The sequence below is a fragment of the Photorhabdus hainanensis genome (assembly GCF_018448965.1).
GTDB lineage: Bacteria > Pseudomonadota > Gammaproteobacteria > Enterobacterales > Enterobacteriaceae > Photorhabdus > Photorhabdus akhurstii.
On the sequence record NZ_RCWD01000003.1, the window covers coordinates 20,422 to 45,457 of the forward strand.

Here is a 25,036-nt window from a genome sequence, read left to right on the forward strand (position 1 = left end):
TGACACTCGATACACAAGGTGAACTACTGACTAACCTCAACAGCGGCAAGACCGGAGGCATAATCAGTACAGGCAATGTCAAGCTGACTACTCAAGGCATCAATAACGAAGCTGGCTGGATCCATGCGGATCAAAACCTGACTCTAGATGGGAAACAAGGCAAAATAATCAACCGCAACAGCCAACCTGAACAGGGGATAACAAGCCAGGGAGAGTTGACAATAACCGCAGACACCATCGATAACCAACAGGGAAGAGTTATCGCCGATAAGCAGCTCAAAGTGACATCAACGGGAGCCGTTGATAATACCAGCGGCAAAATAGTCAGCCAGAATCAACAACTCACCATGAATACCGGAGAACTGAATAACACGAGTGGTTTGCTGCAATCCAAAACAGCCCTTTCTCTTAACACCCACGGCCAAAAGCTGACTAATACGCAAAGCGGGGATGACCTCGGCATACGCAGCGACAGTGACCTAACCCTAGAAGCCGGTGAAATTGATAACACTGACGGTAAAATCCTCTCGAAAGGAAAAGCCGATCTGACAACACAAGCAGTCAACAACCAACGCGGACTGATACAATCCTCAGCCAGTCTGAAATTAGATACACAACAGCATGAACTCACTAACACCGATAGCGGTAAAAACGGAATCGTCGCAGAAGATGCCCTGGAACTGACTACCGGCAAACTGATCAATGACCGCGGCGATATTCGTGGTAACGAAACCCGCATTAACACTCATCAGCAAGCACTAAACAACTTGGCTGGCACCATATTCAGTAAGAAAAACCTACAGCTCGACAGTGGAGAACTTAACAGTACTGGCGGACGAATAGAGTCTACCGGCGATATGACGCTGGACACGCACGGAGAAAAACTGACCACCGCCAAAAGTGGTGATACCGGTGGCGTTATTAGCAATGGAACATTGACGCTGACCACTGGTGAAATTGACAACCAAGATGGCGTGATTACCGGTACAGGAGCAACCGCCGTTACTGGTGGTGAACTGAAAAACCAAGGCGGGACCCTCGCCAGTAAAACCAGCTCTCTCACATTGACCGTGAAAAAAACCGATAACAGCGACGGCCTGTTACAATCCGAGGGTGATCTGACACTCGATACACAAGGTGAGCTACTGACTAACCTCAACAGTGGCAAAACCGGGGGCATAATCGGTACAGGCAATGTCAAACTAACCGCTCAAGGCATCAATAATGAAGCGGGCTGGATCCATGCGGATAAAAACCTGACTCTGGATGCACAACAAAGCAAAATAACCAACCGCAACAGCCAACCTAAACAAGGGATCTCAAGCAAGGGAGAGTTGACAATAACCGCGGATACCATCGATAACCAACAGGGAAGAGTTATCGCCGATAAGCAGCTCAAAGTGACATCAACAGGTACCGTTGATAATACCAGCGGTAAAATGGTCAGCCAGCATCAACAACTGGAACTCAATACCGGCGAACTGAATAACGCCGGTGGTCTGTTGCAATCCAACACCACCCTTTCACTCAACACTCACGGCCAGAAGCTGATTAACACTCAAAGCGGAGATAAACACGGCATACTCAGCGGCAGTGACCTGACACTGGAAGCCGGTGAAATTGATAACACCGCCGGCAAGATAGATTCACAAGGCGAAACCACGCTAACCAGCCAAAACCTCAACAACACCGACGGTAAAATCATCTCGCGGAAAAAAACCGAGCTGACAACACAGGCGGTCAACAACCAAAGCGGACTAATACAATCCTCAGCCAGTCTGAAACTGGATACTCAACAGCAGAAACTAACGAATACCAATAGTGGAAAATTTAACGGAATCCTCGCACTGGATGGCTTAAAACTGATTACAGGTGAACTCACCAATGATCTCGGATATATCCGTAGCGATGAAACACATATTGATACGCATAAACAGACATTAAGCAATCTGGCTGGCACTATAGTCAGTAGGAAAAACCTACAACTCGACAGCGGCGCGTTAGACAGTACCGGTGGACTAATAAAGTCTGACGGCAACATGACGATAGATACTCACGGAAAAAAACTGACCAACACCAAAAGCGGTAAGACCAACGGCGTTATCAGTAAAGGAACTATGACCCTTACTACCGGTGAAATCGACAATCAGGATGGTGCAATCATCGGTACAGGAGCAACAACAGTTACCGGCGGTGAATTGAAAAACCAAGGCGGAACACTCATCAGCGAAAAAGATGCGCTGACATTATCGGTGAACCAAACTGACAATAGCGGCGGCTTGTTGCAATCCGCAAGTAAGCTGACTCTTAATACGCACGGCCATTCCCTGACCAATAAAAACAGTGTTGATAAAGGCGGCATTCGCAGCCAAGACGACATATCCATTACCAGCGGTGATTTACATAATCAGGTCGGCATGATTACTAGTCGTAAAATCACAACCCTGAACACTGCTGCCGTGAATAATACTCAGGGCACTATTGCTGGTGCTCAACAGATAAAACTCACTACCCAAGCATTCAATAACCAACAAGGCACCGTTGATTCTGATGGCAACCTGAACCTCAACACCCAAGGCCAACGCCTGAATAACCAAGGTGATAAAGATAAATCAGGCAAATTCTCTGCCCAAGGAGATTTGACACTGGATATCGGTGAGTTAAACAACGACGCCGGTTTTATCGCCGCTGATGGCAAAACTAAGATTACCGGTACAACTCTCACCAATAAAAAAGGACGAATTGCGGGCAACAGTGGACTGGACATTCATAGCCAAACACTTACCAACCACAGTGGCTCATTAAAGTCAGCAAAAACCGTCAATATTGACACGAACGGGCAGCTACTGAACAACCAGCATGGCCAGATTATGGGCGATGGCAACACCACGGTAACCAGCGGCAAACTGGATAACCAGCACGGACACATTCAGGGTAAAAAACTCACCATCGACACCGGGCAAACCGATACGGATAACCAGGACGGTAAGCTATTGTCAACAGACACCATGAGCCTGAAGGCCCTACAGCTCGACAACCGCCGCGGGCAGGTCAACGCCATAGGTGACGCGACGATTGACGCGCAAGAACAAACGAACAACACTGGCGGCTTTATCCACAGTGACCACCAACTGACACTCAAAACAGCAGAACTCATTAACCGAGAGGCTAATCACCCTGACCAGGGTATCGAAGCCCAAGACCTGATAATTGAAGCTCAACAGGTGGATAACACCCAAGGCGCATTACGGGGAACCAACCGCCTACAAGCTATCATTAGCCAGTCACTGAAAAACGAACAAGGACTCGTCTCCGGTGGAAAACAACTCACCATCAAAGATGAAACCCAGGAACTGACAGTGAATAACCAGCAAGGCACACTGATTGGGAGTGAAATGGTCAATATTAAAGCCAACTCCTTGAGCGGTGACGGCCAGACCTTATCACAGGGCGATATGGAGGTAAAATTAAAACAGGACTTCCACAACACTGGCAACATCGCCGCCGACGGTAAGCTGTCTCTGGAAACCGACGGCAACATTATCAATGACAGCACAATTAAAGCCTGGCAAACATTGCATCTGGGAGCCCAAAACCTCACCAATACCCAGACTGCGAAAATCAGTGCCAAACAAACCGAAGTCAATGTCCGCAACACGCTGACCAACACCGGACTCATTGACGGCGAATTGACCCATGTCACCACCAAAATACTGGACAACACCGGAACTGGACGTATTTACGGTGACCAAATAGCCCTCAAGACTGGCACTCTCAATAACACAGCGAAAGATGGCAAAGCCGCTGTCATTGCCGCCCGGGACCAATTAGATATCGGCACCGGGACTCTCAACAACAGTGACCATGCCCTGATTTACAGCGTGAGTGACATGCGCATTGGTGGACAACTGGATGAGAATCTGACTGCTACTAGTCAAGCTGGCCGACTCAGCAACCACGCGGCAACCATTGAGGCCGGAGGTAACCTAAAGATTGATGCCGCTATTATCAAAAATACCAACAACGGTTTGGTCACCCAGATCGTCGAAACAGAAAAATCTCAGCGTCATGAAGCAGTATTGAGCGGCCACACTACTCGCTATGACTGGTCACAGGTGAATACTTCCCGTCGCAACAAATACGGCGTACACACCGCTGTTATGCCGGATGGTAGCAGTGATGATGAGTTTTACGAGTACCGATATACCCGTACCATCAATGAAACCCAGATAAAAGAGAGTGATCCGGGTAAAATCTTGTCCGGAGGTAATATGACCATCAATAGCGCGATGCTGACTAATGACGACAGTCAGATCGTAGCAGGTGGAATACTAGGGGGTGATATTGACGAGCTGCACAATAACGCCACCAAAGGCGAACGTATCATCACGGATGAAGGTAGCGAAATCCGTTGGTATGCCAAAAAGAAAAAACGTCGATTCAGAGGAACCAAAACCTCCCAAGGAAAAGACTGGGACGACTATAACCCAGCACCGATAATCGAAACCATTGACCTGAAAGCCCTGGCCTGGAAGGGCAATACCCGCCCTGACACCACCGGCATAACGATAGGTGACAGGCAGCAAAGCCATGTTCAAAGTGCGCCGGCTGGAATTAACCAGACCTCAAGAATGGCTGAAGCCGGTGAAGTTACGTTCACAAACGCCACTATCAACGCCATCACACTACCGAACAGGGACATACCGATCGATCGTCCATTTCTTTCTCCTACAGGCCAACAAACCGAGCAGATATTATCGTCCAGCACAGTGGCACTACCAAACCGAGACGCACTGCCTGAACACCCCACACTTCCGCCTACCAGTCAACAGACTGAGCAGATATTATCATCCAGCACAGTGGCACTACCAAACCGAGACGCACTGCCTGAACACCCCACACTTCCGCCTACCAGTCAACAGACTGAGCAAATATTATCATCCAGTACAGTGGCACTACCAAACAGAGATGCACTCACTGAGCACCCAACACTTTCGCCTACCAGTCAACAGACTGAGCAGATATTATCGTCCGGCACAGTGGCACTACCAAACCGGGACACACTGCCTGAACACCCCACACTTCCGTCTACCAGTCAACAGACTGAGCAGATATTATCGTCCGGCACAGTGGCACTACCAAACAGAGATGAACTCACTGAACACCCGGTACTTCCACCAGTTCAACAAACTGAACGGGTACTCCCCCCTGCCACTGTCACCCTACCAAACAGTGTTACATTAGATGAGCGCCCGCTGGTGTTACCAACCGGCCAACAATTTGAACTGGCGCTACCGCCTGATACCGTTCAAGGCCAAAGCATCGAACCGCTTATCCGCATCGTTGCCCCAGACACCCGCTTGCCGGACAACAGCCTGTTTGTCGTACAGCCGGGCAGTGACAGCCATTACCTGGTGGAAACCGACCCTAAATTCACCCAGTATAAAAAATGGCTGGGTACGGATTATATGCAACAACAATTAACCCTTGACCCAACACTGGCACATAAACGCCTGGGCGATGGGTTCTACGAACAGCGTCTAGTGCGTGAGCAAATCACCCAACTGACTGGGCAGCGTTATCTGGCCGGACACAACAACGATGAAACCCAGTTCAAAGCGCTAATGGAAGCTGGCGTTGCCTTCAGCAAACGGCAACAACTTACCCCCGGTATTGCACTGAGCCCGTCACAGATGGCACTGCTCACCTCAGACATTATCTGGTTGACCAACCGGACCGTGACTCTGGCAGATGGCACAAAACAGACCGTGACCGTGCCACAAGTCTACGCTCGCGTGAATAAAGGCGACTTGACCGGTGACGGCGCCCTGCTCTCCGGCAAAAACGTGACAATAAATAGCCGAGGAGATATCACCAACAGCGGCGCCATCAGCGGACGTGAAATCACCAAACTGACAGCAAACAATCTGACCAACAGCGGCTTTATCCAAAGCGGCAAAGTGGATTTAACCGCCCGGCAGGACATCACTAACCTCGGCGGACAAATTCGGGGCCGCGACCACGTTTCCGCACGGGCAAACCGGGATATCATCAGTACCTCTACCCTGCGCGGAGAAGGTGCTGACCGCTGGCTGGACCGACAGGCGGGTATTTATGTCCAAAATGATAACGGCGCCGTATCGCTGAAAGCTCTCAACAACATCCGTCTCACGGCCAGTGAAATCGATAACGCCGGCAAAGGCAGCCAGACAGAGATAACCGCGGGACTCGACCTGACTCTAGACACCCTGCGTACTCATCGCACGGAAAACAGTGACTGGGGGAGCGACAACTATCGCCATCTGACACAGCAACATGACGTTGGCAGCCAGATAAGCACTGCCGGCAACCTAGCCCTGCGAGCGGGCAATAACCTCAATGCCACCGCAGCTAACATGAACGCCGGTCAGCGACTGACGGCACGGGCCGGAAACAACCTCACTCTAGGTGCCGGTACCGCTTCATCCGACCTGATAGAACACAGCAAACAGACCAGTAAGGGCTTACTCTCCAAATCCTCCGTCGAAACCCACGACGAAGTGCATGAGCGCCGGGCGCAGAGCACCACGCTCAGCGGCGACAGCGTGACTGTACAGGCCGGGAATGACCTAAACATCATCGGCAGTAACGTGGCAGGCACTCAGGATGTTAATCTGGCCGCCGGCAATCAGCTCACCGTCACTACCGCTGATGAAGCCCGTCATGAAACGCACTTCAAGCAAGAGAAAAAATCGGGACTGATGGGGACCGGCGGTATCGGCTTCACCGTCGGCAAAGCCAGCCAAAAATCCACTACCGACATCGACAGCAACCTCAACAAAGGCAGTACAGTAGGCAGCAGTCAGGGCAGTGTGACATTCAGCGCCGGAAAACAGCTCAACCTTCACGGCAGTGATGTGGTGGCGGGCCGCGATATGCAACTTTCCGGTCAAAACATTAACATCACCAGCGCGGAAAACAGCCACACCGCTGTCACCAAAACCGAACAGAAACAAAGCGGCCTGACCGTGGCTCTGTCCGGCACCGCAGGCGGGGCCCTGAATTCCGCTGTTCAAACAGTTCAAGCGGCCAGAAGTGAAAGTGACAGCCGAATCAAAGCCTTACAAGGCACCAAAGCCGCCCTTAGCGGAGTACAGGCAGTCCAGGCAGCCCGTCTGGCCGACGCTAAAGGCGGTGGCGACAAAGCCAACAACAACCTGGTGGGTGTCAACCTCTCCTACGGCAGCCAGTCCTCCCGGTCAGAACTGAAACAGCACCAGACCACTCAACAGGGCAGCAGCCTGATGACCGGGGATAATCTCACCCTCACCGCTTCCGGCACGCCAGACCAGAACGGCGATATTCGTATTCAGGGCGGCCAGTTGCAGGCGGGCAAAGACCTGCAACTCAATGCCAGCCGGGATATCCAGCTCTCATCCAGCCAGAACACCGAACAGACCACCGGCAAAAACAGTAGTCGCGGCAGCTCACTGGGCGTCGGTTTAACTGCCGGACCGGGGGGCACGGGTATCAATCTCTCCGTCAGTACCAACCGCGGTAAAGGCAGCGAAAGCGGCAACGGCGTCAGCCATAATGAAACTACGCTGGATGCGGGACAAACCGTCACCCTCAACGCCGGTCGGGACGCGACGCTCAAAGGCGCTCAGGTCAGTGGCGAACAAATTGCCGCCGACGTCAAACGCCACCTGACACTCAGCAGCGAGCAGGACAGTAACCGCTACGATATGAAGCAGCAGAATGTCAGTGCCAGCGACAGTACCACTTTCGGCCCACAACCGGGCGGCTCATTCAACCTCAGCGCCAGCCGCGACAAAATCCACAGCAACTTTGACTCCGTACAAGAGCAAACCGGACTATTCGCCGGTAAAGGCGGCTATCAAGTGAAAGTAGGTGAACACACCCAGCTTGACGGCGCAGTCATTGCCAGTACCGCAAACAAAGACAAAAACACCCTCGATACCGGCACTCTCGGCTTTGGCGATATCAAAAACAAAGCGGATTTTAAAACCGAACACCATAGCGTGAGTATCAGCACTGGCGGCTCAGTAGGCGGCATGTTACTCAGTAATATGGCGGCCAATACCCTGGGCGGCGCTAACCGGGAAGGCCATGCCCAAAGCACCACCCATGCCGCCGTCAGCGACGGCGCCCTGATTATCCGGGATAAAGACAGCCAGCAACAGGATGTCACCACCCTGAGCCGGGATACCGACCATGCCAACAATGCTCTCAGTCCTATCTTTGACAAAGAGAAAGAGCAGCAACGGCTGAAACAGGCCCAACTGATTGGCGAAATCAGTGCGCAGGTGATTGACATCGCCAGTACTGAAGGAGCAATTATCGCCACCAAAGCGGCCCACGCCAAACTGGAGAATATCAGTGACCCGGATAGAGAAGCGGCCCGAAAGAAACTGGAAAACGCAGGCAAAACCAACATTACGCCTGAGCAAATTAAAGATCAGATTTACAAAACCGCCTATAACCAGGCATTGAATGAGTCCGGTCTTGGCACCGGAGGGAAATACCACACCGCTTTACAGGCGGCTACCGCAGCTATTCAGGGACTCGCAGGCGGAAATATTGGTCAGGCACTGGCGGGCGGCGCTTCCCCTTACCTGGCCGGGGTGATTAAAGACCTGACTACCGACCCGAAAACCCATCAAGTCGATGTCGTCACCAATACTCTGGCCCATGCCATTCTGGGGGCAGTGGCCGCCGAAGTCAGTGGTAACAATGCACTGGCGGGCGCGGCAGGAGCAGCGGGCGGTGAACTGGCCGCGCGAGAACTGATGAAGCATATTCACGGCGAAAATGCTAAAGTCAGCGACTTAAGTGAAGAGGAAAAACAGACCATCAGCACTCTTTCTAGCCTGGCGGCAGGGCTGGCAGGCGGCATTGCCGGTGACTCGACCGGCAGCGCCGTCACTGGCGCCCAAGCCGGGAAGAATGCGATTGAGAATAACTATCTGAGTGTGAATGAGCTGGACAGTTTTGCGCACCAAGCCCGCACCTGTGAAGGCGAAAGCTGTAAGCAGGTGATCAAGGAGATGGTGGAGACCAATATCCGTAATCAGCAGGAAATGATGGACTTCTGCAACAGCAATCCGAACCAGTGTGCGCAGAAGTATGGTTATCTGGTTGATCAATGGCCTGTGTTTGAGCGTACCCTCAAAAATATGGACCGGGATGGTACATTGCCGGTTGAGTTCAGAAATTACCTGTCTGCGGTGAATACGCTAGGTCAGGCGGCTACAGGCAAGGTGGGCGAACTCGGCTGGACAAAACGCTTTGAGGCGATGGGTATGAGTCAGGAAACTGCCGCTGCGATGGCGATGACATTGCCTATTGTGATAGAGGGAGCCAAAGGGCCGAAGTCGTCACCAAAATCATCGCAAGATAATGCTGGCAAAGGTGCCCAATCTGAGGTAACTGGAAAGACAAATTACCCAGAAGGTATAAACTTTAGTCTGGAACAAAAACATCACTTAGCTAACTTTGATGGATTAACGCAAAAAACGGGGGTTAAAGGAGCACACAATGCTGATGCTTTTTATGCCGCAGTGAAAGAGAAGGGAATAAAAATAGTTAGTGAAACACCGACGGGAATAAATGGTATCACTCAGGTAGTATATCAAATACCATCATATGATCGCACGGGTAAGGTTTCTGGATATAAAGCGACTGAATTCCCTAAAACAATTTATGACCCTAAAGTGCATTCGGACCAAAAAATGCTTGAATTAGGTCAAAAAGCAGCCACAATAGGTTATAAAGATGCAATGTCCAATCCCAAAGGTGTCGCTGATGTTACTGTGGATGGTATAGCTTTTAGAATCTATGTTGAAACATCAACTGGACGAGTACGTAATTTTCACCCTAAGTGAGATTAAGATGAAAGTATTATTTGGTAAGCTAAGCGACAGTTCCACTTTGGAAGAAAACGTCACAGCTTATTTTGACATAATGTATAACGATAATCTTTTTTTAAAGGCAATAGAGAATATCGTACAAAAAAATAGCTTTGTCATTGATGGTGCTTATTGTAATTTTCCTGATATGGATAGTTATTATGGAGAAGAACACTTTGAAGGTGTTGAGTTTGCATGTGGTTATCCACCGGAAGATGATGATATAAGCATAGTTAGTGAAGAAATTTGCAACAAATATGTCCGTTTAGCTTGTGAAAAGTATCTTTATCGACATCCTGAAGATAAAGATAAAATTAACGCCTTGCTTGCAAAAATGCCTTGTTAATACCAAGATCCCAGCCTGAGTGAACTACCCCGAAAGTTGGACACCCAACAAGTAGGGGGAAGTTCTCCATGAAGAAGTACAGGAAGCATTTGTCACATTTAAGTAGACACCGCTTCATCCGACCTGATAGAACACAGCAAACAGACTAGTAAGGGCTTACTCTCCAAATCCTCCGTCGAAACCCACGACGAAGTGCATGAACGCCGGGCGCAGAGCACCACGCTCAGCGGCGACAGCGTGACCGTACAGGCCGGGAATGACCTAAACATCATCGGCAGTAACGTGGCAGGCACTCAGGATGTTAATCTGGCCGCCGGCAATCAGCTCACCGTCACTACCGCTGATGAAGCCCGTCATGAAACGCACTTCAAGCAAGAGAAAAAATCGGGACTGATGGGGACCGGTGGTATCGGCTTCACCATCGGTAAAGCCAAACAAAAATCCACCACCGACATTGACAGCAACCTCAGCAAAGGCAGTACTGTAGGCAGCAGCCAAGGCAGTGTAACACTCAACGCCGGGCAACAGCTCAACATTCACGGCAGTGATGCGGTGGCTGGCCGCGATATGCAACTTTCCGGTCAAAACATTAACATCACCAGCGCAGAAAACAGTCACACCGCCATCACCAAAACCGAACAGAAACAAAGCGGCCTAACCGTGGCCCTGTCCGGCACCGCAGGCGGAGCCCTGAATTCCGCTGTTCAAACGGTTCAAGCGGCCAGAAGTGAAAGTGACAGCCGTATCAAGGCGTTACAAGGCACCAAAGCCGCTCTTAGCGGAGTACAGGCTGTCCAGGCAGCCCGGCTGGCCGACGCTAAAGGCGGTGGCGACAAAGCCAACAACAACTTGGTGGGTGTCAACCTCTCCTACGGCAGCCAGTCCTCCCGGTCAGAACTGAAACAGCACCAGACCACTCAACAGGGCAGCAGCCTGATGACCGGGGATAATCTCACCCTCACCGCTTCCGGCACGCCAGACCAGAACGGCGATATCCGTATTCAGGGCGGCCAGTTGCAGGCAGGTAAAGACCTGCAACTCAATGCCAGCCGGGATATCCAGCTCTCATCCAGCCAGAACACCGAACAGACCACTGGCAAAAACAGCAGTCGCGGCAGCTCACTAGGAGTCGGTTTCACCGCCGGACCGGGGGGCACGGGTATCAATCTCTCCGTCAGTACCAACCGCGGTAAAGGCAGCGAAAGCGGCAACGGCGTCAGCCATAATGAAACTACGCTGGATGCGGGACAAACCGTCACCCTCAACGCCGGTCGGGACGCGACGCTCAAAGGCGCTCAGGTCAGTGGCGAACAGATTGCCGCCGACGTCAAACGCCACCTGACGCTCAGCAGCGAACAGGACAGCAACCGCTACGATATGAAGCAACAAAACGTCAGTGCCGGCATCAGTGCCAGTGTCGGTCCGGGTTCAGGCGGCTCATTGAACCTGAGCGCCAGCCGCGACAAAATCCACAGCAACTTTGACTCCGTACAGGAACAAACCGGACTGTTTGCCGGTAAAGGCGGCTATGAAGTCAAAGTAGGTGAACACACCCAGCTTGACGGCGCAGTCATCGCCAGTACCGCAGACAAAGACAAAAACACCCTCGATACCGGCACTCTGGGCTTTGACGACATCAAAAACAAAGCGGATTTTAAAACCGAACACCATAGCGTGAGTATCAGCACTGGCGGCTCAGTAGGCGGCATGTTACTCAGTAATATGGCGGCCAATACCCTGGGCGGCGCTAACCGGGAAGGCCACGCCCAAAGCACCACCCATGCCTCCGTCAGCGACGGCACCCTGATTATCCGGGATAAAGACAACCAGCAACAGGATATCACCACCCTGAGCCGGGATACCGACCATGCCAACAATGCTCTCAGTCCTATCTTTGACAAAGAGAAAGAGCAGCAACGGCTGAAACAGGCCCAACTGATTGGCGAAATCAGTGCGCAGGTGATTGACATCGCCAGTACTGAAGGAGCAATTATCGCCACCAAAGCGGCCCATGCTAAACTGGAGAATATCAGTGACCCGGATAGAGAAGCGGCCCGAAAGAAACTGGAAAACGCCGGCAAAACTAACATTACGCCTGAGCAAATTAAAGACCAGATTTACAAAACCGCCTATAACCAGGCATTGAATGAGTCTGGCCTTGGCACCGGGGGGAAATACCACACCGCTTTACAGGCAGCTACCGCAGCCATTCAGGGACTCGCGGGCGGAAATATTGGTCAGGCACTGGCAGGCGGCGCTTCCCCTTACCTGGCCGGGGTGATTAAAGACCTGACTACCGACCCGAAAACCCATCAAGTCGATGTCGTCACCAATACTCTGGCCCATGCAATTCTGGGGGCAGTGGCCGCCGAAGTCAGCGGTAACAATGCGCTGGCGGGCGCGGCCGGAGCAGCTTCCGGTGAACTGGCCGCGCGAGAACTGATGAAGCATATTCATGGTGAAAATGTTAAAGTCAGTGACTTAAGTGAAGAGGAAAAACAGACCATCAGCACCCTCTCCACTCTCTCTGCCGGGCTGGCCGGCGGCATTGCCGGTGACTCGACCGGAAGCGCCGTCACCGGGGCCCAGGCTGGGAAAAATGCGATTGAGAATAATGCGCTGGCCTCGCGAAATCTGGGCGATTGCAGAACGATGTCACCGGAAGCCTGTGGTAAGGCCAAAGAATTGAGCCAGCGCATTCTGGATAAAGGTCTGCCGTCGGTTGAAGACATGCGCGGTAAACTGGCATCGTGTCAGGATGACAGCTGCCGTAAAGGGGTCTGGGCAGAATACCGGCAGGCCAGTGATGCGACCATCAACAGCCTGAAACAGATGGCGTTGAGTGGTGAGTTGAGCCGCGAAGAACTGGCATTCATCAACCATGAGTTGGGTAAAGAACTGGCGGTATCGGGATACCGTGCCAATGATAAGATAGGCCGCTCAGAGCAGAGCAGCTGGTTAAATGGCGGTAGTGGACCACTCTCCGGGTTCTTTAATACTGAATTGCGTCAGAAGGAGCTGGAGAACACAGGTTTATCCAAAGCAGATGCGGCGCAATATGTGCAAGAAGAACAGCGCAACATGATGTTGCTGGAGACTGCAACTGGGATTATTGGAGGCGCAGCCAATAATAAGATTCAGGCAAAACCATCACCTGTATCATCAAAAAATAATGTTAATAAGAGTGCCCCAGCGGAAGCAACACCAGTACAGCCTAACCAAACTGCTAATGTGGGAGCAAAAGGAAATAACCCATCTGCAAGTCAGCCAAATAATGCAGCAAAAAGTACAAAACAGCCGTCTGAGACTTATTTCCGAGTTGAGGGCGGAGGCAGTGGTACACAAACGAGTCAGAACAGAATTAGCGTAAATACTGACGGAAGTGTAACTATTAATTCAGGTTGTAGTGGGCAGTTATGTGTTAGTACTAAGGGGGCAAATCATGCCGCTTATTACCTTACAAATAGAAGACAAGATGGAACTGTAGTTGTTTTTGAAGTGGACGCAGCTCTTCACAAAAAAATAATGGATGCCGCTATTCCTCAAAGGCCAATTCCTGGGGTACCAAGAGACAAAAATGCGCCTAAAATAGTGGACCCGACAAAAGGTCAGCCAAGTGTAGCTCTCGAATTACCGAAGGTATGGGATAGGTTAATAGAGCAAAATTCATCAAAAGGTCGCGTGCTAACAAAAGAGGAATTTTTACGTGAATTTGGAAAATGATTATCAGAATCTCCTTGATGCCATTTTTAACGGTGAAAAGGATATAGCTATTTTTGTTTTAGATGGCAATCATTATTATGTTATTGATAGTAAAGATAATTACTGTATTGACATTAGACCTGAATACAAATCTTACATAGATAAAGGATGGATGAAAGAGGCTCTTTATGATGAAGCTGTCAGGTCGTTTAGAAATGGTATTCCCATATTGACTAAGGAGAGTTTTAAAGACTACATAAACAGAAATAACGTTGCTGTTTACTCTGTTGATTGGATGAGATCATTCTTTATATCGGGCAAAGATAGTGTATTGCTTGTTAATTTTTATGATTATGTTGAGCAATATTTATCCACTCTAACAGACGTAGTATCATCTGAATGGGATAGTTGGCGAATGCGGCTACCTAGCTTTTATATTAATTTCGATAAAAAAATATATCGTCATACTGACTGGGATAGAAGCCATGAGTCAACAGTACCATCTGATTGGAATGCTCAAGCTAATAGCGATTTTGGTCTATTAGTACCAGATAAGGAACAGTATTGGCTTGTTGATGGTATGAATTTTTGGAAGTTACAAATGTAGTTCAGAAATACCGCTCGCATAGTAGCGAGCGGTATTAAACGTTTAGCAGGAATTTTCTTTTTAGTTGTTCTCAACGAGCTGGATAATCAGCTGCTCCTGCTCAACGGTGATGTTAACCGCCTGCACAGTGGTAAATCCGGCTTCCTCCAGCCAGCCGCCCTTGAGGTGCAAACTGGGATGTTGGCTGTAATAGCAGATCACGCCCGTGCTGCGATTTTCCTAGCGGGCGCTGGTATACCCCACCTGAATAGCTGCGCCGGACTTTTGAAATCCGCAGACAAAGACAAAAACACCCTCGATACCGGCACTCTGGGCTTTGGCGATATCAAAAACAAAGCGGATTTTAAAACCGAACACCATAGCGTGAGTATCAGCACAGGCGGTTCAGCAGGCGGCATGTTACTCAGTAATATGGCGGCCAATACCCTGGGCGGCGCTAACCGGGAAGGCCACGCCCAAAGCACCACCCATGCCGCGGTCAGTGACGGCGCCCTGATTATCCGGGATAAAGACAGCCAGCAACAGGATATCACCACCCTGAGCCGGGATACCGACCATGCCAATAATGCTCTCAGTCCTATCTTCGACAAAGAGAAAGAGCAGCAACGGCTGAGACAGGCCCAACTGATTGGCGAAATCAGTGCGCAGGTGATTGATATCGCCAGCACCGAAGGAGCAATTATCGCCACCAAAGCGGCCCACGCCAAACTGGAGAATATCAGTGACCCGGATAGAGAAGCGGCCCGAAAGAAACTGGAAAACGCAGGCAAAACTAACATTACGCCTGAGCAAATTAAAGACCAGATTTACAAAACCGCCTATAACCAGGCATTGAATGAGTCCGGTCTTGGCACCGGAGGGAAATACCACACCGCTTTACAGGCGGCTACCGCAGCTATTCAGAGACTCGCAGGCGGAAATATTGGTCAGGCACTGGCCGGCGGCGCTTCCCCTTACCTGGCTGGAGTGATTAAAGACCTGACTACCGACCCGAAAACCCATCAAGTCGATGTCGTCACCAATACTCTGGCCCATGCCATTCTGGGGGCAGTGGCCGCCGAAGTCAGCGGTAACAACGCGCTGGCGGGCGCGGCAGGAGCGGCTTCCGGTGAACTGGCCGCACGAGAACTGATGAAGCATATTCATGGTGAAAATGTTAAAGTCAGTGACTTAAGTGAAGAGGAAAAACAGACCATCAGCACCCTCTCCACCCTGGCGGCAGGGCTGGCAGGCGGCATTGCCGGTGACTCCACCGGCAGCGCCGTCACTGGCGCCCAAGCCGGGAAGAATGCTATTGAGAATAACTATCTGAGTGTGAATGAGCTGGACAGTTTTGCACATAAAGCCCGAAGCTGTGAAGGCGAGAGCTGCAAACAAGTGATCAAGGATATGGTGGAGACCAATATCCACAATCAGCAGGAAATGATGGACTTCTGTAACAGCAACCCGAACCAGTGTGCGCAGAAGTATGGTTATCTGGTTGATCAGTGGCCGGTGTTTGAGCGTACCCTCAAAAATATGGACCGGGATGGCACATTGCCGGTTGAGTTCAGAAATTACCTGTCGGCGGTGAATACGTTAGGTCAGGCGACTACAGGCAAGGTAGGCGAACTCGGCTGGACAAAACGCTTTGAAGCAATGGGAATGAGTCAGGAGACTGCCGCTGCAATGGCGATGACACTGCCTATTGTGATAGAGGGAGCCAAAGGGCCGAAGTCGTCACCAAAATCATCGCAAAATAATACTAGGTTGTGTCCCTCAATTAAATAATGACCTTAAGAAATAAGCGGATACAACCTAATTTCACCATAGTGATATAATTTCTTGCTGTCTTTTCATAACGGGTGGCGATGCGACGATGCTCTTTGAGTCGACCAAAACATCTTTCTACAACATTTCTTCTTCGGTACGTTTTATGGTCGAATTTAACCCGTCCATCTGACCGCGCTTTTTCGTTTGATTTATAGGGAATTATCACTTTTATTCCCTGACTTTTTAACCGGTTACGTAATACGTGGCTGGAGTAACCTTTATCAGCAATCACCGCTTTTGAACGACGTTTCATAAAACCCTTTTTACGCTGAATACCCAGACCATCCAGCAGGCGTACTGCATATTGACTTTCGTGATATTGACCTGCACTGAGTACCACATTCAGTGGATGACCTTTTCCATCGACAGCCAGATGGATTTTGGAACCATAACCACCCTGAGAGCGACCCAGGCCATGGTCTGCGGTGACATCGGGATGTTTTTTTGGGCACCAGCCGCACAATGTGCCGCACGAATGTTACTGCCATCCAGTGATATGGCTGACCAATCAACCAAATCTTGTTCATCCAGTATTGACAATAACTTATTGAAAATGAGATTAATGATCCCCGATTTTGACCACCGATTAAAGCGGTTATAGACGGTTTTCCAGGAACCATAACGTTCGGGTAAATCCCGCCAGGGGGCACCGGAACATAGTACCCAAAACATGCCGTTGATAACCCGGCGGTGTTCAACATAAGGATGTCCCGGCCGTTGAGAATGTTCAGGGGGCAATAAGGGGAGCAGTAACTCCCATGCTTCATCAGGAAGGTCGTAACGAGCCATAACAGGTTTTTTCCGAAAGTCAGAACCAGGGGATTATTCTATCTCAGCCTATTGCGGGACACAGCCTAGCAAAGGTACTCAGTCTGAGGTAGCCGGAAAAACAAATTACCCAGAGGGTATAAACTTTAATCCTGAGCAGAAGATCCATTTAGCTAAGCTTGATGGCTTTACTCAAAAGAAAGGAATGAAAGGTGCACATAATGCTGATGAATTTTATGCAGCTGGCATAGAAAAGCAGATCAAAATTGTGAAAGAAGAATCGACAGGAGTGAAAGGAATCATCCAAGTCAGTTATCTAATTCCAACTAAAGATCGCGAAGGTAATATTACGGGCCTTAAAGGAATGGGACCAGATCTGCAACCATTTGTGAAAACAATATATGATCCTAAGATTCATTCAGATAAAAAAATGTTGGAGTTGGGTCAGCAAGCTGCTGCGAGTGGGTATAAGGAAGCAATATCTAGCGGAAAACAGGCATACGATGCTAAAGCGGGCGGTATTGAATTTAGAGTTTATTTAGATCCGGCAACCGGGCGAGTAAATAACTTCCATCCAAAGTAAGGGAACTTATTATGAATCAAGAACTATTCGGACAGCCATATGATCATTCAGACCCTCACTGGATAGTGAAAAGTTATTTTGATCGAATGTACAATGATGGACATTTTTTAGAGGCTATCGAATTATTATCTAAAAAAGGGGCTTTAAGTACAGATGGTTCTTACTGCCATTTTCCCAATATGAATAGCTATTATGAAGAGGATAGGTTTGAAGGCGTGATGTTTATATATGGTTATTCTCCAGATGATGATGATGATGAAGTGATCGTCAGCGAAGAGATATGCTACAAATATGTTCGTTTAGCCTGTAAAAAGTATCTTTATCGACATCCAGAAGATAAAGATAAAATTAACGCCTTGCTAGCCAAAATGCCTTGTTAACATCAAGATCCCAGCTCAAGTGAACTGCACCCCGAAAGTTGGACACCCAACAAGTAGGGGGAAGTTCTGCATGAAGAAGAAGTACAGGAAGAATTCGCTCAAGTTTAAGAATAAAGCCACCCCGTATTACTACCGGCCTCAATCTCTCCATCAGTACCAACCGCGGCAAAGGCCGAGAAAGCGGCAACGGCGTCAGCCATAATGAAACTACGCTGGATGCGGGGCAAACCGTCACCCTCAACGCCGGTCGGGATGCGACGCTCAAAGGCGCTCAGGTCAGTGGCGAACAGATTACCGCCGACGTCAAACGACACCTGACACTCAGCAGCGAGCAGGACAGCAACCGCTACGATATGAAGCAACAAAACGTCAGTGCCGGCATCAGTGCCAATGTCGGCCCGGGTTCAGGCGGTTCATTGAACCTGAGCGCCAGCCGCGACAAAATCCACAGCAACTTTGACTCCGTACAAGAGCAAACTGGACTGTTTGCCGGTAAAGGCGGCTATGAAGTCAAAGTAGGTGAACACACCCAGCTTGACGGCGCAGTCATTGCCAGTACCGCAGACAAAGACAAAAACACCCTCGACACCGGCACTCTGGGCTTTGGCGATATCAAAAACAAAGCGGATTTTAAAACCGAACACCATAGCGTGAGTATCAGCACTGGCGGCTCAGTAGGCGGCATGTTACTCAGTAATATGGCGGCCAATACCCTGGGCGGCGCTAACCGGGAAGGCCATGCCCAAAGCACCACCCATGCCGCAGTCAGTAACGGTGCCCTGATTATCCGGGATAAAGACAACCAGCAACAGGATATCACCACCCTCAGCCGGGATACCGACCAGGCTAATAACGCTCTCAGTCCTATCTTTGATAAAGAGAAAGAGCAACAACGACTGAGACAGGCCCAGCTGATTGGCGAAATCAGCGCACAGGTAATTGATATCGCCAGTACCGAAGGGGCCATTATCGCCACCAAAGCGGCCAACGCTAAACTGGAGAATATCAGTGACCCGGATAGAGAAGCGGCCCGAAAGAAACTGGAAAACGCAGGCAAAACCAACATTACGCCTGAGCAAATTAAAGACCAGATTTACAAGACCGCCTATAACCAGGCATTGAATGAGTCCGGTCTTGGCACCGGAGGGAAATACCACACCGCTTTACAGGCGGCTACCGCAGCTATTCAGGGACTCGCGGGCGGAAATATTGGTCAGGCGCTGGCAGGCGGCGCTTCCCCTTACCTGGCCGGGGTGATTAAAGACCTGACTACCGACCCGAAAACCCATCAAGTCGATGTCGTCACCAATACTCTGGCCCATGCCATTCTGGGGGCAGTGGCCGCCGAAGTCAGTGGTAACAATGCGCTGGCGGGCGCGGCAGGAGCGGCTTCCGGTGAACTGGCCGCACGAGAACTGATGAAGCATATTCATGGTGAAAATGTTAAAGTCAGTGACTTAAGTGAAGAGGAAAAACAGACCATCAGCACCCTCTCCACCCTGGCGGCAGGGCTAGCGGGTGGAATTGCCGGTGACTCCACCGGCAGCGCCGTTACCGGTGCCCAGGCCGGGAAGAATGCGGTGGAGAATAATTTCCTGACAGCCAAAGATGTCCACGAACTGAAAGAAGAACTGCTGGAAGCGGAGAAGACTGGCGCAAACAAGCAGGTGATTTACGACAAGTTTAAGGAGCGTAGCGAGAAAAACCGTCAGGAAGGTGTCTCGGATGACTGCTCCCATAACCCGGGCTGTGTGGTGTCCGTCTGGGAAATGATGAACTCGGGAACAGACGCCGCCAGTGGCCTGAACCGGACTTCGTTCTTCTCCAGCCTTAGCAATGAGGAGATGACACAGTTAAACCGCTTTGTGCAGGCGGAAAATGCGGAAAGCGCCCAGGCGATTTACCAGTCGCTGCCAGATGTGGTAAAGAAGGTTGTTGAAGGCAAGGAGTTCGCAGAACAGTTTGGTATAATACCAAAAGTGGGCAGCAGCGGGATGATTGGGCTGGGGATAGCCGGGAAAAAGCCTCAGTCACAAGGTACCCCAGAATCTGCTACTAAACCGGTGAATCATTCGGGCACTGAAACCGCGCAAACACCGCATAACCAGATTGGAAATGCAGAGGCAAAAAGGACTAACTCATCTGCAAATCAGCAAGGTAATGCAGGAAATAGCGAGTCAAAAACACCTAATACCCAAAATGTAAAACATGCGAATAAGACTTTTGAAATTAAGTCACTTCCTGATATGCACGGTAAAGAGCATATTACTGCCGTAAAAGGTGACGCCAGCATCCCTGTTAGCAAAATTGAATCATGGCTGCGAGGTAAAGCTGCTGGAGATTTAGAAGCTCTGAAAGCTCGTGAAATGGTCTTGATAAATGAGAAAAGAGATAACCAAAGAGCTTTTGCTAAAGACCCCACTAAGGCAGACGAATTGAAGAAAATTCAAAAGCATATAGAAGGCATTGGTCGTTCTCGTACGATGGCTAAAGATTTAGAGATAATAGGTATTCATGACACGAAAGAAAATAATACATTGATAATGAATAAATTGCTCGATTCAGCGAAAACGGCCACACCAGAAAATCGTTGGACTTCTATCGTATTGAAAAGCAGAAATGGCAATGATGAATCTGTTCGCATAAAAGCAGTATGGACAATTCTACCTGATGGATCAAAACGTCTTTCTACAGTGACAACCGGAAGATTTAAGGAACCAAAGTGATGAAAAAAGATGCAAATAAATTAAAAAAACAATTAGATAGCTATATAGAGAATGGTTATCTTGATATTCATTCTTTTGATAATCCTGAAGATGAGGCGTCTGAGGCACTTATCAATTTATTCGCTGTTGATGAGGCATTATGTGAACAATATTGTAAGCTTATTTTAGAATCTCCAGGGGTAGGTGATGCTTTCCTTGATTCGGGATGTCTTTTACATTTATTTGATTTAAACAAAGAATATAGCCTTAATTATGTTCGAAAAAATGTCTTAATTATGGCTGCCCCTGTATTAGGAGCAGCCATGATTGGACTATTTGAATATAGCAATACACCATTCAGAGATCATTTTTCAGCGGAACTTATTACTAATGTTAAGAAACGCTATGATGAATTGGTATCTGAAGATGATTTTACTAAGGAATTATTGGATAGTCGTTATTCATTGTTTGAAAAGGAATTTTTAATATCGAAAGAACCGATTTGAAATTAATTCTAGTTCAAATATAAATGTTAATTACAGATCCCAGCCTGAATGAACTACCCCCGAAAGTTGGACACCCAACAAGTAGGGGGAAGTTATCCATGAAGAAGTACAGGAAGCATTCGCTCACATTTTAAGTGGGTACTGCTTCATTAAACTTGGTAGAACACAGCAGACAGACCAGTAAAGGCTTACTCTCCAAATCCTCCGTCAAAACCCACGATGAGGTGCATAAACGTCAGGCTCAGAGCACTACGCTCAGTGGCGACACTCAGGATGTTAATCTGGCCGTAGGCAATCAGCTCACCATTACCACTGCTGATAAAGCTCGTCATGAAACACACTTTAACACCCCAGCCAACGGCAATCACGCACAAGGAGGGTTGTCAGGTTAACACCGAGATAATACGGTTAAAAATCAGGGGAATATCATTATGAAGTGACGCACTCCCCAACAGACGATATACACGTTTTACTTTGTTTTTAACCTGAGTCCGCCCCGGCAAAAATCGCCCGATCCTAGCCAATGTCAGTGATGTCCCTCTGGTCAACACGACAGTGGCTTGACGAACAGGCATAGCGGTTATCTCGCTGAAATTATTGGCACTATCAGTAGATCACATCACGTTATGCCTGCCCCATTTTTTTCTGGGTATTCCTCAACGCACGGCGGCGGGGAGATTAAGTTTTATTTGTTTATTCTATGGAATGTATCCGTTCCTGAGTTTATTGATGCCCATTGGTCTTTAATATCATCAGGTCTACTGGTCATCATCCATAAGGTAGTAATTTTTTCTGGAAAACTATTTTTAGCCGTTGTTGGCTGCGTTGTTACAATGAAAGGTGAATTTATATCAATTTGACCTACCCATGAAGTTATCGCAGCATATTCATCCCAATTCACAAGAAAGACAATGAGGTTTCCACATATGTTCCCTGTGATACTTCCTGTCGTTGAACCTCCTCCGGCGCTTACAGCGCTAATATATTTACCTGTAAAAAATACGCTTTTATTTGGTTGTATAATTTCTATTGTAGAACCAAGTTCGTTAGCCCATTTTCCTGATATGTCCACATTGTTATTATCTATGTTATCTAAGCCGATCATTCCCTTTGTCGCGACAGATTTTCTAATTATTTCTTCAAGTAACATAGGTCCTCTCCACTAAGTATGATTGAACTTTTTTTGGTGTCTTAATGACAATGATAAGTATAATTCATATCTTTTATCTTTCGTGTTGTTTTGTTGAAGAAAATTAATTTGCTGATATATATGGTTTTATAATCTAATGACACACTGATAAATATATATTATGTAGAGTAATTTATTATATAAATAATGGCGGAATGGTTTTATTTAATTAGAAAATTATTTTTTCCACAGTCGGAATGAAACATTGATTTTTTTAGCGATTAAATATGTTTCACCACATAAAAAATAATAAAAAATCACTCTTTTTAATCTGAAAATAGTTTTATGAATTTATTACCTTAGTTTATTTTTTTAATATTTTTGAATATAATGTGCGTTAATTGATTTTAATCCTAGATCACATTAAAGACATAAAAAGCAGCATAGTTTAAATCAAATCGTAGGCTAGACTGATTAAAACAATGTAAAGCCGTTTAATCCAGAGTATTTTACAGCTTTACATAATAAATTAAAAATAATAACACCGCAATTAACCAGACTTGTATTCTGTTAAATCATTCATTTGAACTTTTTTATTACCGATTATTTAACTGGTTTATGGCAAAGTTTATACCATTTAAAAACGTTATTAAAATCCATTCCTTTGGGAAAATAGATTGTCTGATTAAATTATTCATATGATTACCTTCCTTTTTTCCATGAATATGAATATTAACAAAACCATTTTTTTCTTGTTTTTCACTGAAAGATTTATGATGGGAAGGTTTTAATACTATTAAAAGTCATTTTTTAATCTCCAGTTTTAATCGATATAAGATTTCAACAGTTTTTTTACCTTTTCCGCATTTTATTTTCACTGACTCTATTTTACTGGTAATCCTGAGTAGTTTTTATAAATCAGCCAGTAAATAGCCTGACGACATTAAAGATACCTCTTGATGTTTTCTCGGATAAACCCTCTTTTTTAAAAAAGCTTAAATCCTGCCAATTTAACCGTTTTATCTCTTTTTTATTGCATTATTTTTATAGCTTAAGTCTTAAAATGACGGTGGAGAAAACATCTAATTTTCAGTTCATTAAAAACTTTCCCTATCGTGCTGATTTCTTTTTAACTTTCCGTTAATGGTTAATGGATTTCGATTAAATGTCATTAACCATTCTGCCAAAAAGTGGAATTTATCACTTTAAATCAATATGTTATATAATACCTCTAATCTATCCGCATTCGTATTTTCAAATGGTTATGGCCGTAATCACTCTATGCCTTTTAAAAATCTGGCATTAATAGAGTACCTGTTTTTTTACCCCTTAGCTGATTAATCACCGATAAAAAGGATTTTACGATCGCTAGAAAAGATTTAATGAATGGTATTTACGTTTTATAGCCCCCATTTACCCTCCCCGTTTTCATTAAATTGTCATTCAGTTTTCTCGTTTTTCCTTTTCCTGTATTTTATTTTTCAGGTTTAAAACCATAGAAGGTAACAGATCAACTGATGGTATTAAGATCAAAACCCATTTTTTAAATCATTTTTAAAATCCGGTTAATCCTGTTAAATGTTTTGAATCAGTTCAGGGATATGTAAACACTAAGGTTTTTCAAAGATTAGCTGATGATGTTAAAAATCCTTTTGAGAATAGTTCATTATGTTTTTTCCTTAATTAAATGAAAATCACAGAAAACAGGAAAAACTTCATAAACTATGTGAATAAAACACGTTTCCGTTTAACTAGAAGGCCCTCTCCCGTTTATCTATGAGGTTGCTTGCCAATCTGTATTCATTTTATTATATTGAATGCATTGTATGCAAATATAGGAGATGAATTATGGCAATGATGACTGTCAGGAACATCCCTGATGAAGTACACCGTGCTTTACGAGTACGTGCTGCTATTCATGGCCGCAGTGCTGAAGCCGAAGTACGCGCCATTCTGGAAGAATCCGTAAAAGCCGAAGGTCGGATCAAGTTAGGATCGATGCTAGCTGAGATTGGCCGCCAATCCAAGTTAACCGATGAGGAGTTTACAGCCATTGAGCAAATACGTGACAAAATTCCTGCTAACCCGATGAATTTTGAATGATTATACTGGATACTAACGTGATTTCGGAACCACTGCGTCAGGCTCCTGAATCACGTGTCATTAAGTGGCTAGACGCACAACCGATTGAAACCCTATATCTGTCGGCAATAACCGTAGCCGAACTGCGCTTTGGTTTGGCTTCACTGCCCATAGGGAAACGCCGCGATAAATTGCAGGAGAACCTGGAAAAGCAGGTATTACCCTTGTTCACCGGACGTGTATTATCATTCGACATGTCAGCGTCACAATCTTATAGTGAACTTATGGCAAAAGCCCGGATCGCCGGTTTGGCAATCAGCGTGGCAGATGGATATATCGCTGCAACTGCCGCCGCAAATGGCATGATAGTTGCCACACGAGATGTTAGCCCGTTCGAGGCAGCTGGTGTGAACGTGATCAATCCCTGGGAGAATTAGCAGGCAACTTTATTTGGCACCGTGACTTTTAGCATAGCCTCGGTGCCGCCGGTGTAATCCTTCCGCTTTTT

At 47.5% G+C, this 25,036-nt stretch carries 14 protein-coding genes and 2 pseudogenes; 12 read left to right on the forward strand and 4 right to left on the reverse strand.

Going from position 1 to position 25,036, the window contains the following annotated elements:
- Window positions 1–197 precede the first annotated feature (197 nt).
- From EAE92_RS02685 to EAE92_RS02700, 4 genes and pseudogenes are all read left to right on the forward strand, one after another.
- Window positions 198–9,884, forward strand: coding sequence for a hemagglutinin repeat-containing protein (locus tag EAE92_RS02685; protein ID WP_339959346.1), 9,687 nt, complete (start codon window positions 198–200; stop codon window positions 9,882–9,884).
- Between the two features lie 7 nt (window positions 9,885–9,891).
- Window positions 9,892–10,254: a ribonuclease toxin immunity protein CdiI gene (cdiI, locus tag EAE92_RS02690; protein WP_214066953.1), complete on the forward strand. Its 363-nt coding sequence runs from the start codon at window positions 9,892–9,894 to the stop codon at window positions 10,252–10,254.
- Window positions 10,255–10,362: 108 nt separating this feature from the next.
- A pseudogene (locus tag EAE92_RS02695) lies at window positions 10,363–12,882 on the forward strand (hemagglutinin repeat-containing protein); the annotation flags it as partial.
- A gap of 1,078 nt (window positions 12,883–13,960) precedes the next feature.
- On the forward strand, window positions 13,961–14,563 hold the full coding sequence (locus EAE92_RS02700; protein ID WP_214066954.1) for a hypothetical protein: 603 nt from the start codon (window positions 13,961–13,963) through the stop codon (window positions 14,561–14,563).
- A gap of 60 nt (window positions 14,564–14,623) precedes the next feature.
- Here EAE92_RS02700 and EAE92_RS25170 read toward each other — a convergent pair whose 3' ends face one another.
- A complete protein-coding gene (locus tag EAE92_RS25170; protein ID WP_339959342.1) occupies window positions 14,624–14,764 on the reverse strand; it encodes a SymE family type I addiction module toxin in 141 nt (46 codons plus the stop codon).
- Here EAE92_RS25170 and EAE92_RS02710 point away from each other — a divergent pair.
- Window positions 14,741–16,333, forward strand: a complete 1,593-nt coding sequence (locus EAE92_RS02710) for a VENN motif pre-toxin domain-containing protein (protein WP_281422743.1) — start codon at window positions 14,741–14,743, stop codon at window positions 16,331–16,333. The genes EAE92_RS25170 and EAE92_RS02710 overlap by 24 nt on opposite strands.
- On the opposite strand, the gene EAE92_RS02715 is transcribed toward EAE92_RS02710, so the two are convergent.
- Window positions 16,326–17,164, reverse strand: a protein-coding gene (locus tag EAE92_RS02715; RefSeq protein ID WP_281422744.1) for an IS5 family transposase whose coding sequence is annotated in 2 segments (ribosomal slippage) — window positions 16,326–16,822 and window positions 16,822–17,164 — 840 coding nt in all. Because the reading frame shifts where the segments join, the coding sequence is not laid out codon by codon here. The two genes, EAE92_RS02710 and EAE92_RS02715, sit on opposite strands and share 8 nt — an antisense overlap.
- A gap of 184 nt (window positions 17,165–17,348) precedes the next feature.
- On the opposite strand from EAE92_RS02715, the gene EAE92_RS02720 reads away from it, so the two are divergent.
- The 5 genes and pseudogenes from EAE92_RS02720 (at window position 17,349) to EAE92_RS02740 (ending at window position 21,709) form a co-directional block, all read left to right on the forward strand.
- Window positions 17,349–17,726, forward strand: coding sequence for a CdiA family toxin C-terminal domain-containing protein (locus EAE92_RS02720; RefSeq protein ID WP_214066955.1), 378 nt, complete (start codon window positions 17,349–17,351; stop codon window positions 17,724–17,726).
- A gap of 11 nt (window positions 17,727–17,737) precedes the next feature.
- Complete coding sequence (gene cdiI, locus EAE92_RS02725) at window positions 17,738–18,106, forward strand: ribonuclease toxin immunity protein CdiI (RefSeq protein WP_214066956.1); 369 nt, start codon at window positions 17,738–17,740, stop codon at window positions 18,104–18,106.
- A gap of 131 nt (window positions 18,107–18,237) precedes the next feature.
- Window positions 18,238–20,832: pseudogene (locus tag EAE92_RS25175) on the forward strand (VENN motif pre-toxin domain-containing protein); the annotation flags it as partial.
- Window positions 20,832–21,317 carry a hypothetical protein gene (locus EAE92_RS02735; RefSeq protein ID WP_214066957.1) on the forward strand — a complete coding sequence of 162 codons (486 nt, stop codon included), beginning with the start codon at window positions 20,832–20,834 and terminating at the stop codon, window positions 21,315–21,317. The pseudogene EAE92_RS25175 and the gene EAE92_RS02735, both read left to right, overlap by 1 nt.
- 155 nt (window positions 21,318–21,472) lie before the next feature.
- Window positions 21,473–21,709 carry a hypothetical protein gene (locus EAE92_RS02740; RefSeq protein WP_214066958.1) on the forward strand — a complete coding sequence of 79 codons (237 nt, stop codon included), beginning with the start codon at window positions 21,473–21,475 and terminating at the stop codon, window positions 21,707–21,709.
- On the opposite strand, the gene EAE92_RS02745 is transcribed toward EAE92_RS02740, so the two are convergent.
- Both EAE92_RS02745 and EAE92_RS02750 read right to left on the reverse strand, forming a co-directional pair.
- Window positions 21,701–21,892, reverse strand: coding sequence for a hypothetical protein (locus EAE92_RS02745; protein WP_214066959.1), 192 nt, complete (start codon window positions 21,890–21,892; stop codon window positions 21,701–21,703). The two genes, EAE92_RS02740 and EAE92_RS02745, sit on opposite strands and share 9 nt — an antisense overlap.
- Before the next feature lie 110 nt (window positions 21,893–22,002).
- Window positions 22,003–22,467, reverse strand: coding sequence for an avidin/streptavidin family protein (locus EAE92_RS02750; RefSeq protein ID WP_052105826.1), 465 nt, complete (start codon window positions 22,465–22,467; stop codon window positions 22,003–22,005).
- A 1,827-nt stretch (window positions 22,468–24,294) separates the two neighbouring features.
- Here EAE92_RS02750 and EAE92_RS02755 point away from each other — a divergent pair.
- Both EAE92_RS02755 and EAE92_RS02760 read left to right on the forward strand, forming a co-directional pair.
- Window positions 24,295–24,549 carry a FitA-like ribbon-helix-helix domain-containing protein gene (locus tag EAE92_RS02755; RefSeq protein ID WP_040150445.1) on the forward strand — a complete coding sequence of 85 codons (255 nt, stop codon included), beginning with the start codon at window positions 24,295–24,297 and terminating at the stop codon, window positions 24,547–24,549.
- Entirely contained in the window at window positions 24,546–24,965 is a 420-nt protein-coding gene (locus EAE92_RS02760; RefSeq protein ID WP_040150443.1) for a type II toxin-antitoxin system VapC family toxin, read from the forward strand. The genes EAE92_RS02755 and EAE92_RS02760 overlap by 4 nt, the downstream gene beginning before the upstream one ends.
- The last annotated feature ends 71 nt before the right edge of the window (window positions 24,966–25,036 follow it).

Excerpts from the sequence above, each read along its gene's own strand:
- EAE92_RS02735 (WP_214066957.1), top strand. The coding sequence starts at position 20,832 with ATGAAAAAAGATGCAAATAAATTAAAAAAACAATTAGATAGCTATATA.
- cdiI (WP_214066956.1), top strand. The coding sequence starts at position 17,738 with ATGAATCAAGAACTATTCGGACAGCCATATGATCATTCAGACCCTCAC.
- EAE92_RS02745 (WP_214066959.1), bottom strand. The coding sequence starts at position 21,892 with ATGCCTGTTCGTCAAGCCACTGTCGTGTTGACCAGAGGGACATCACTG.
- EAE92_RS02710 (WP_281422743.1), top strand. The coding sequence starts at position 14,741 with ATGTTGGCTGTAATAGCAGATCACGCCCGTGCTGCGATTTTCCTAGCG.
- EAE92_RS02750 (WP_052105826.1), bottom strand. The coding sequence starts at position 22,467 with ATGTTACTTGAAGAAATAATTAGAAAATCTGTCGCGACAAAGGGAATG.
- EAE92_RS02720 (WP_214066955.1), top strand. The coding sequence starts at position 17,349 with ATGAAAGGTGCACATAATGCTGATGAATTTTATGCAGCTGGCATAGAA.
- EAE92_RS02755 (WP_040150445.1), top strand. The coding sequence starts at position 24,295 with ATGGCAATGATGACTGTCAGGAACATCCCTGATGAAGTACACCGTGCT.
- EAE92_RS02760 (WP_040150443.1), top strand. The coding sequence starts at position 24,546 with ATGATTATACTGGATACTAACGTGATTTCGGAACCACTGCGTCAGGCT.
- cdiI (WP_214066953.1), top strand. The coding sequence starts at position 9,892 with ATGAAAGTATTATTTGGTAAGCTAAGCGACAGTTCCACTTTGGAAGAA.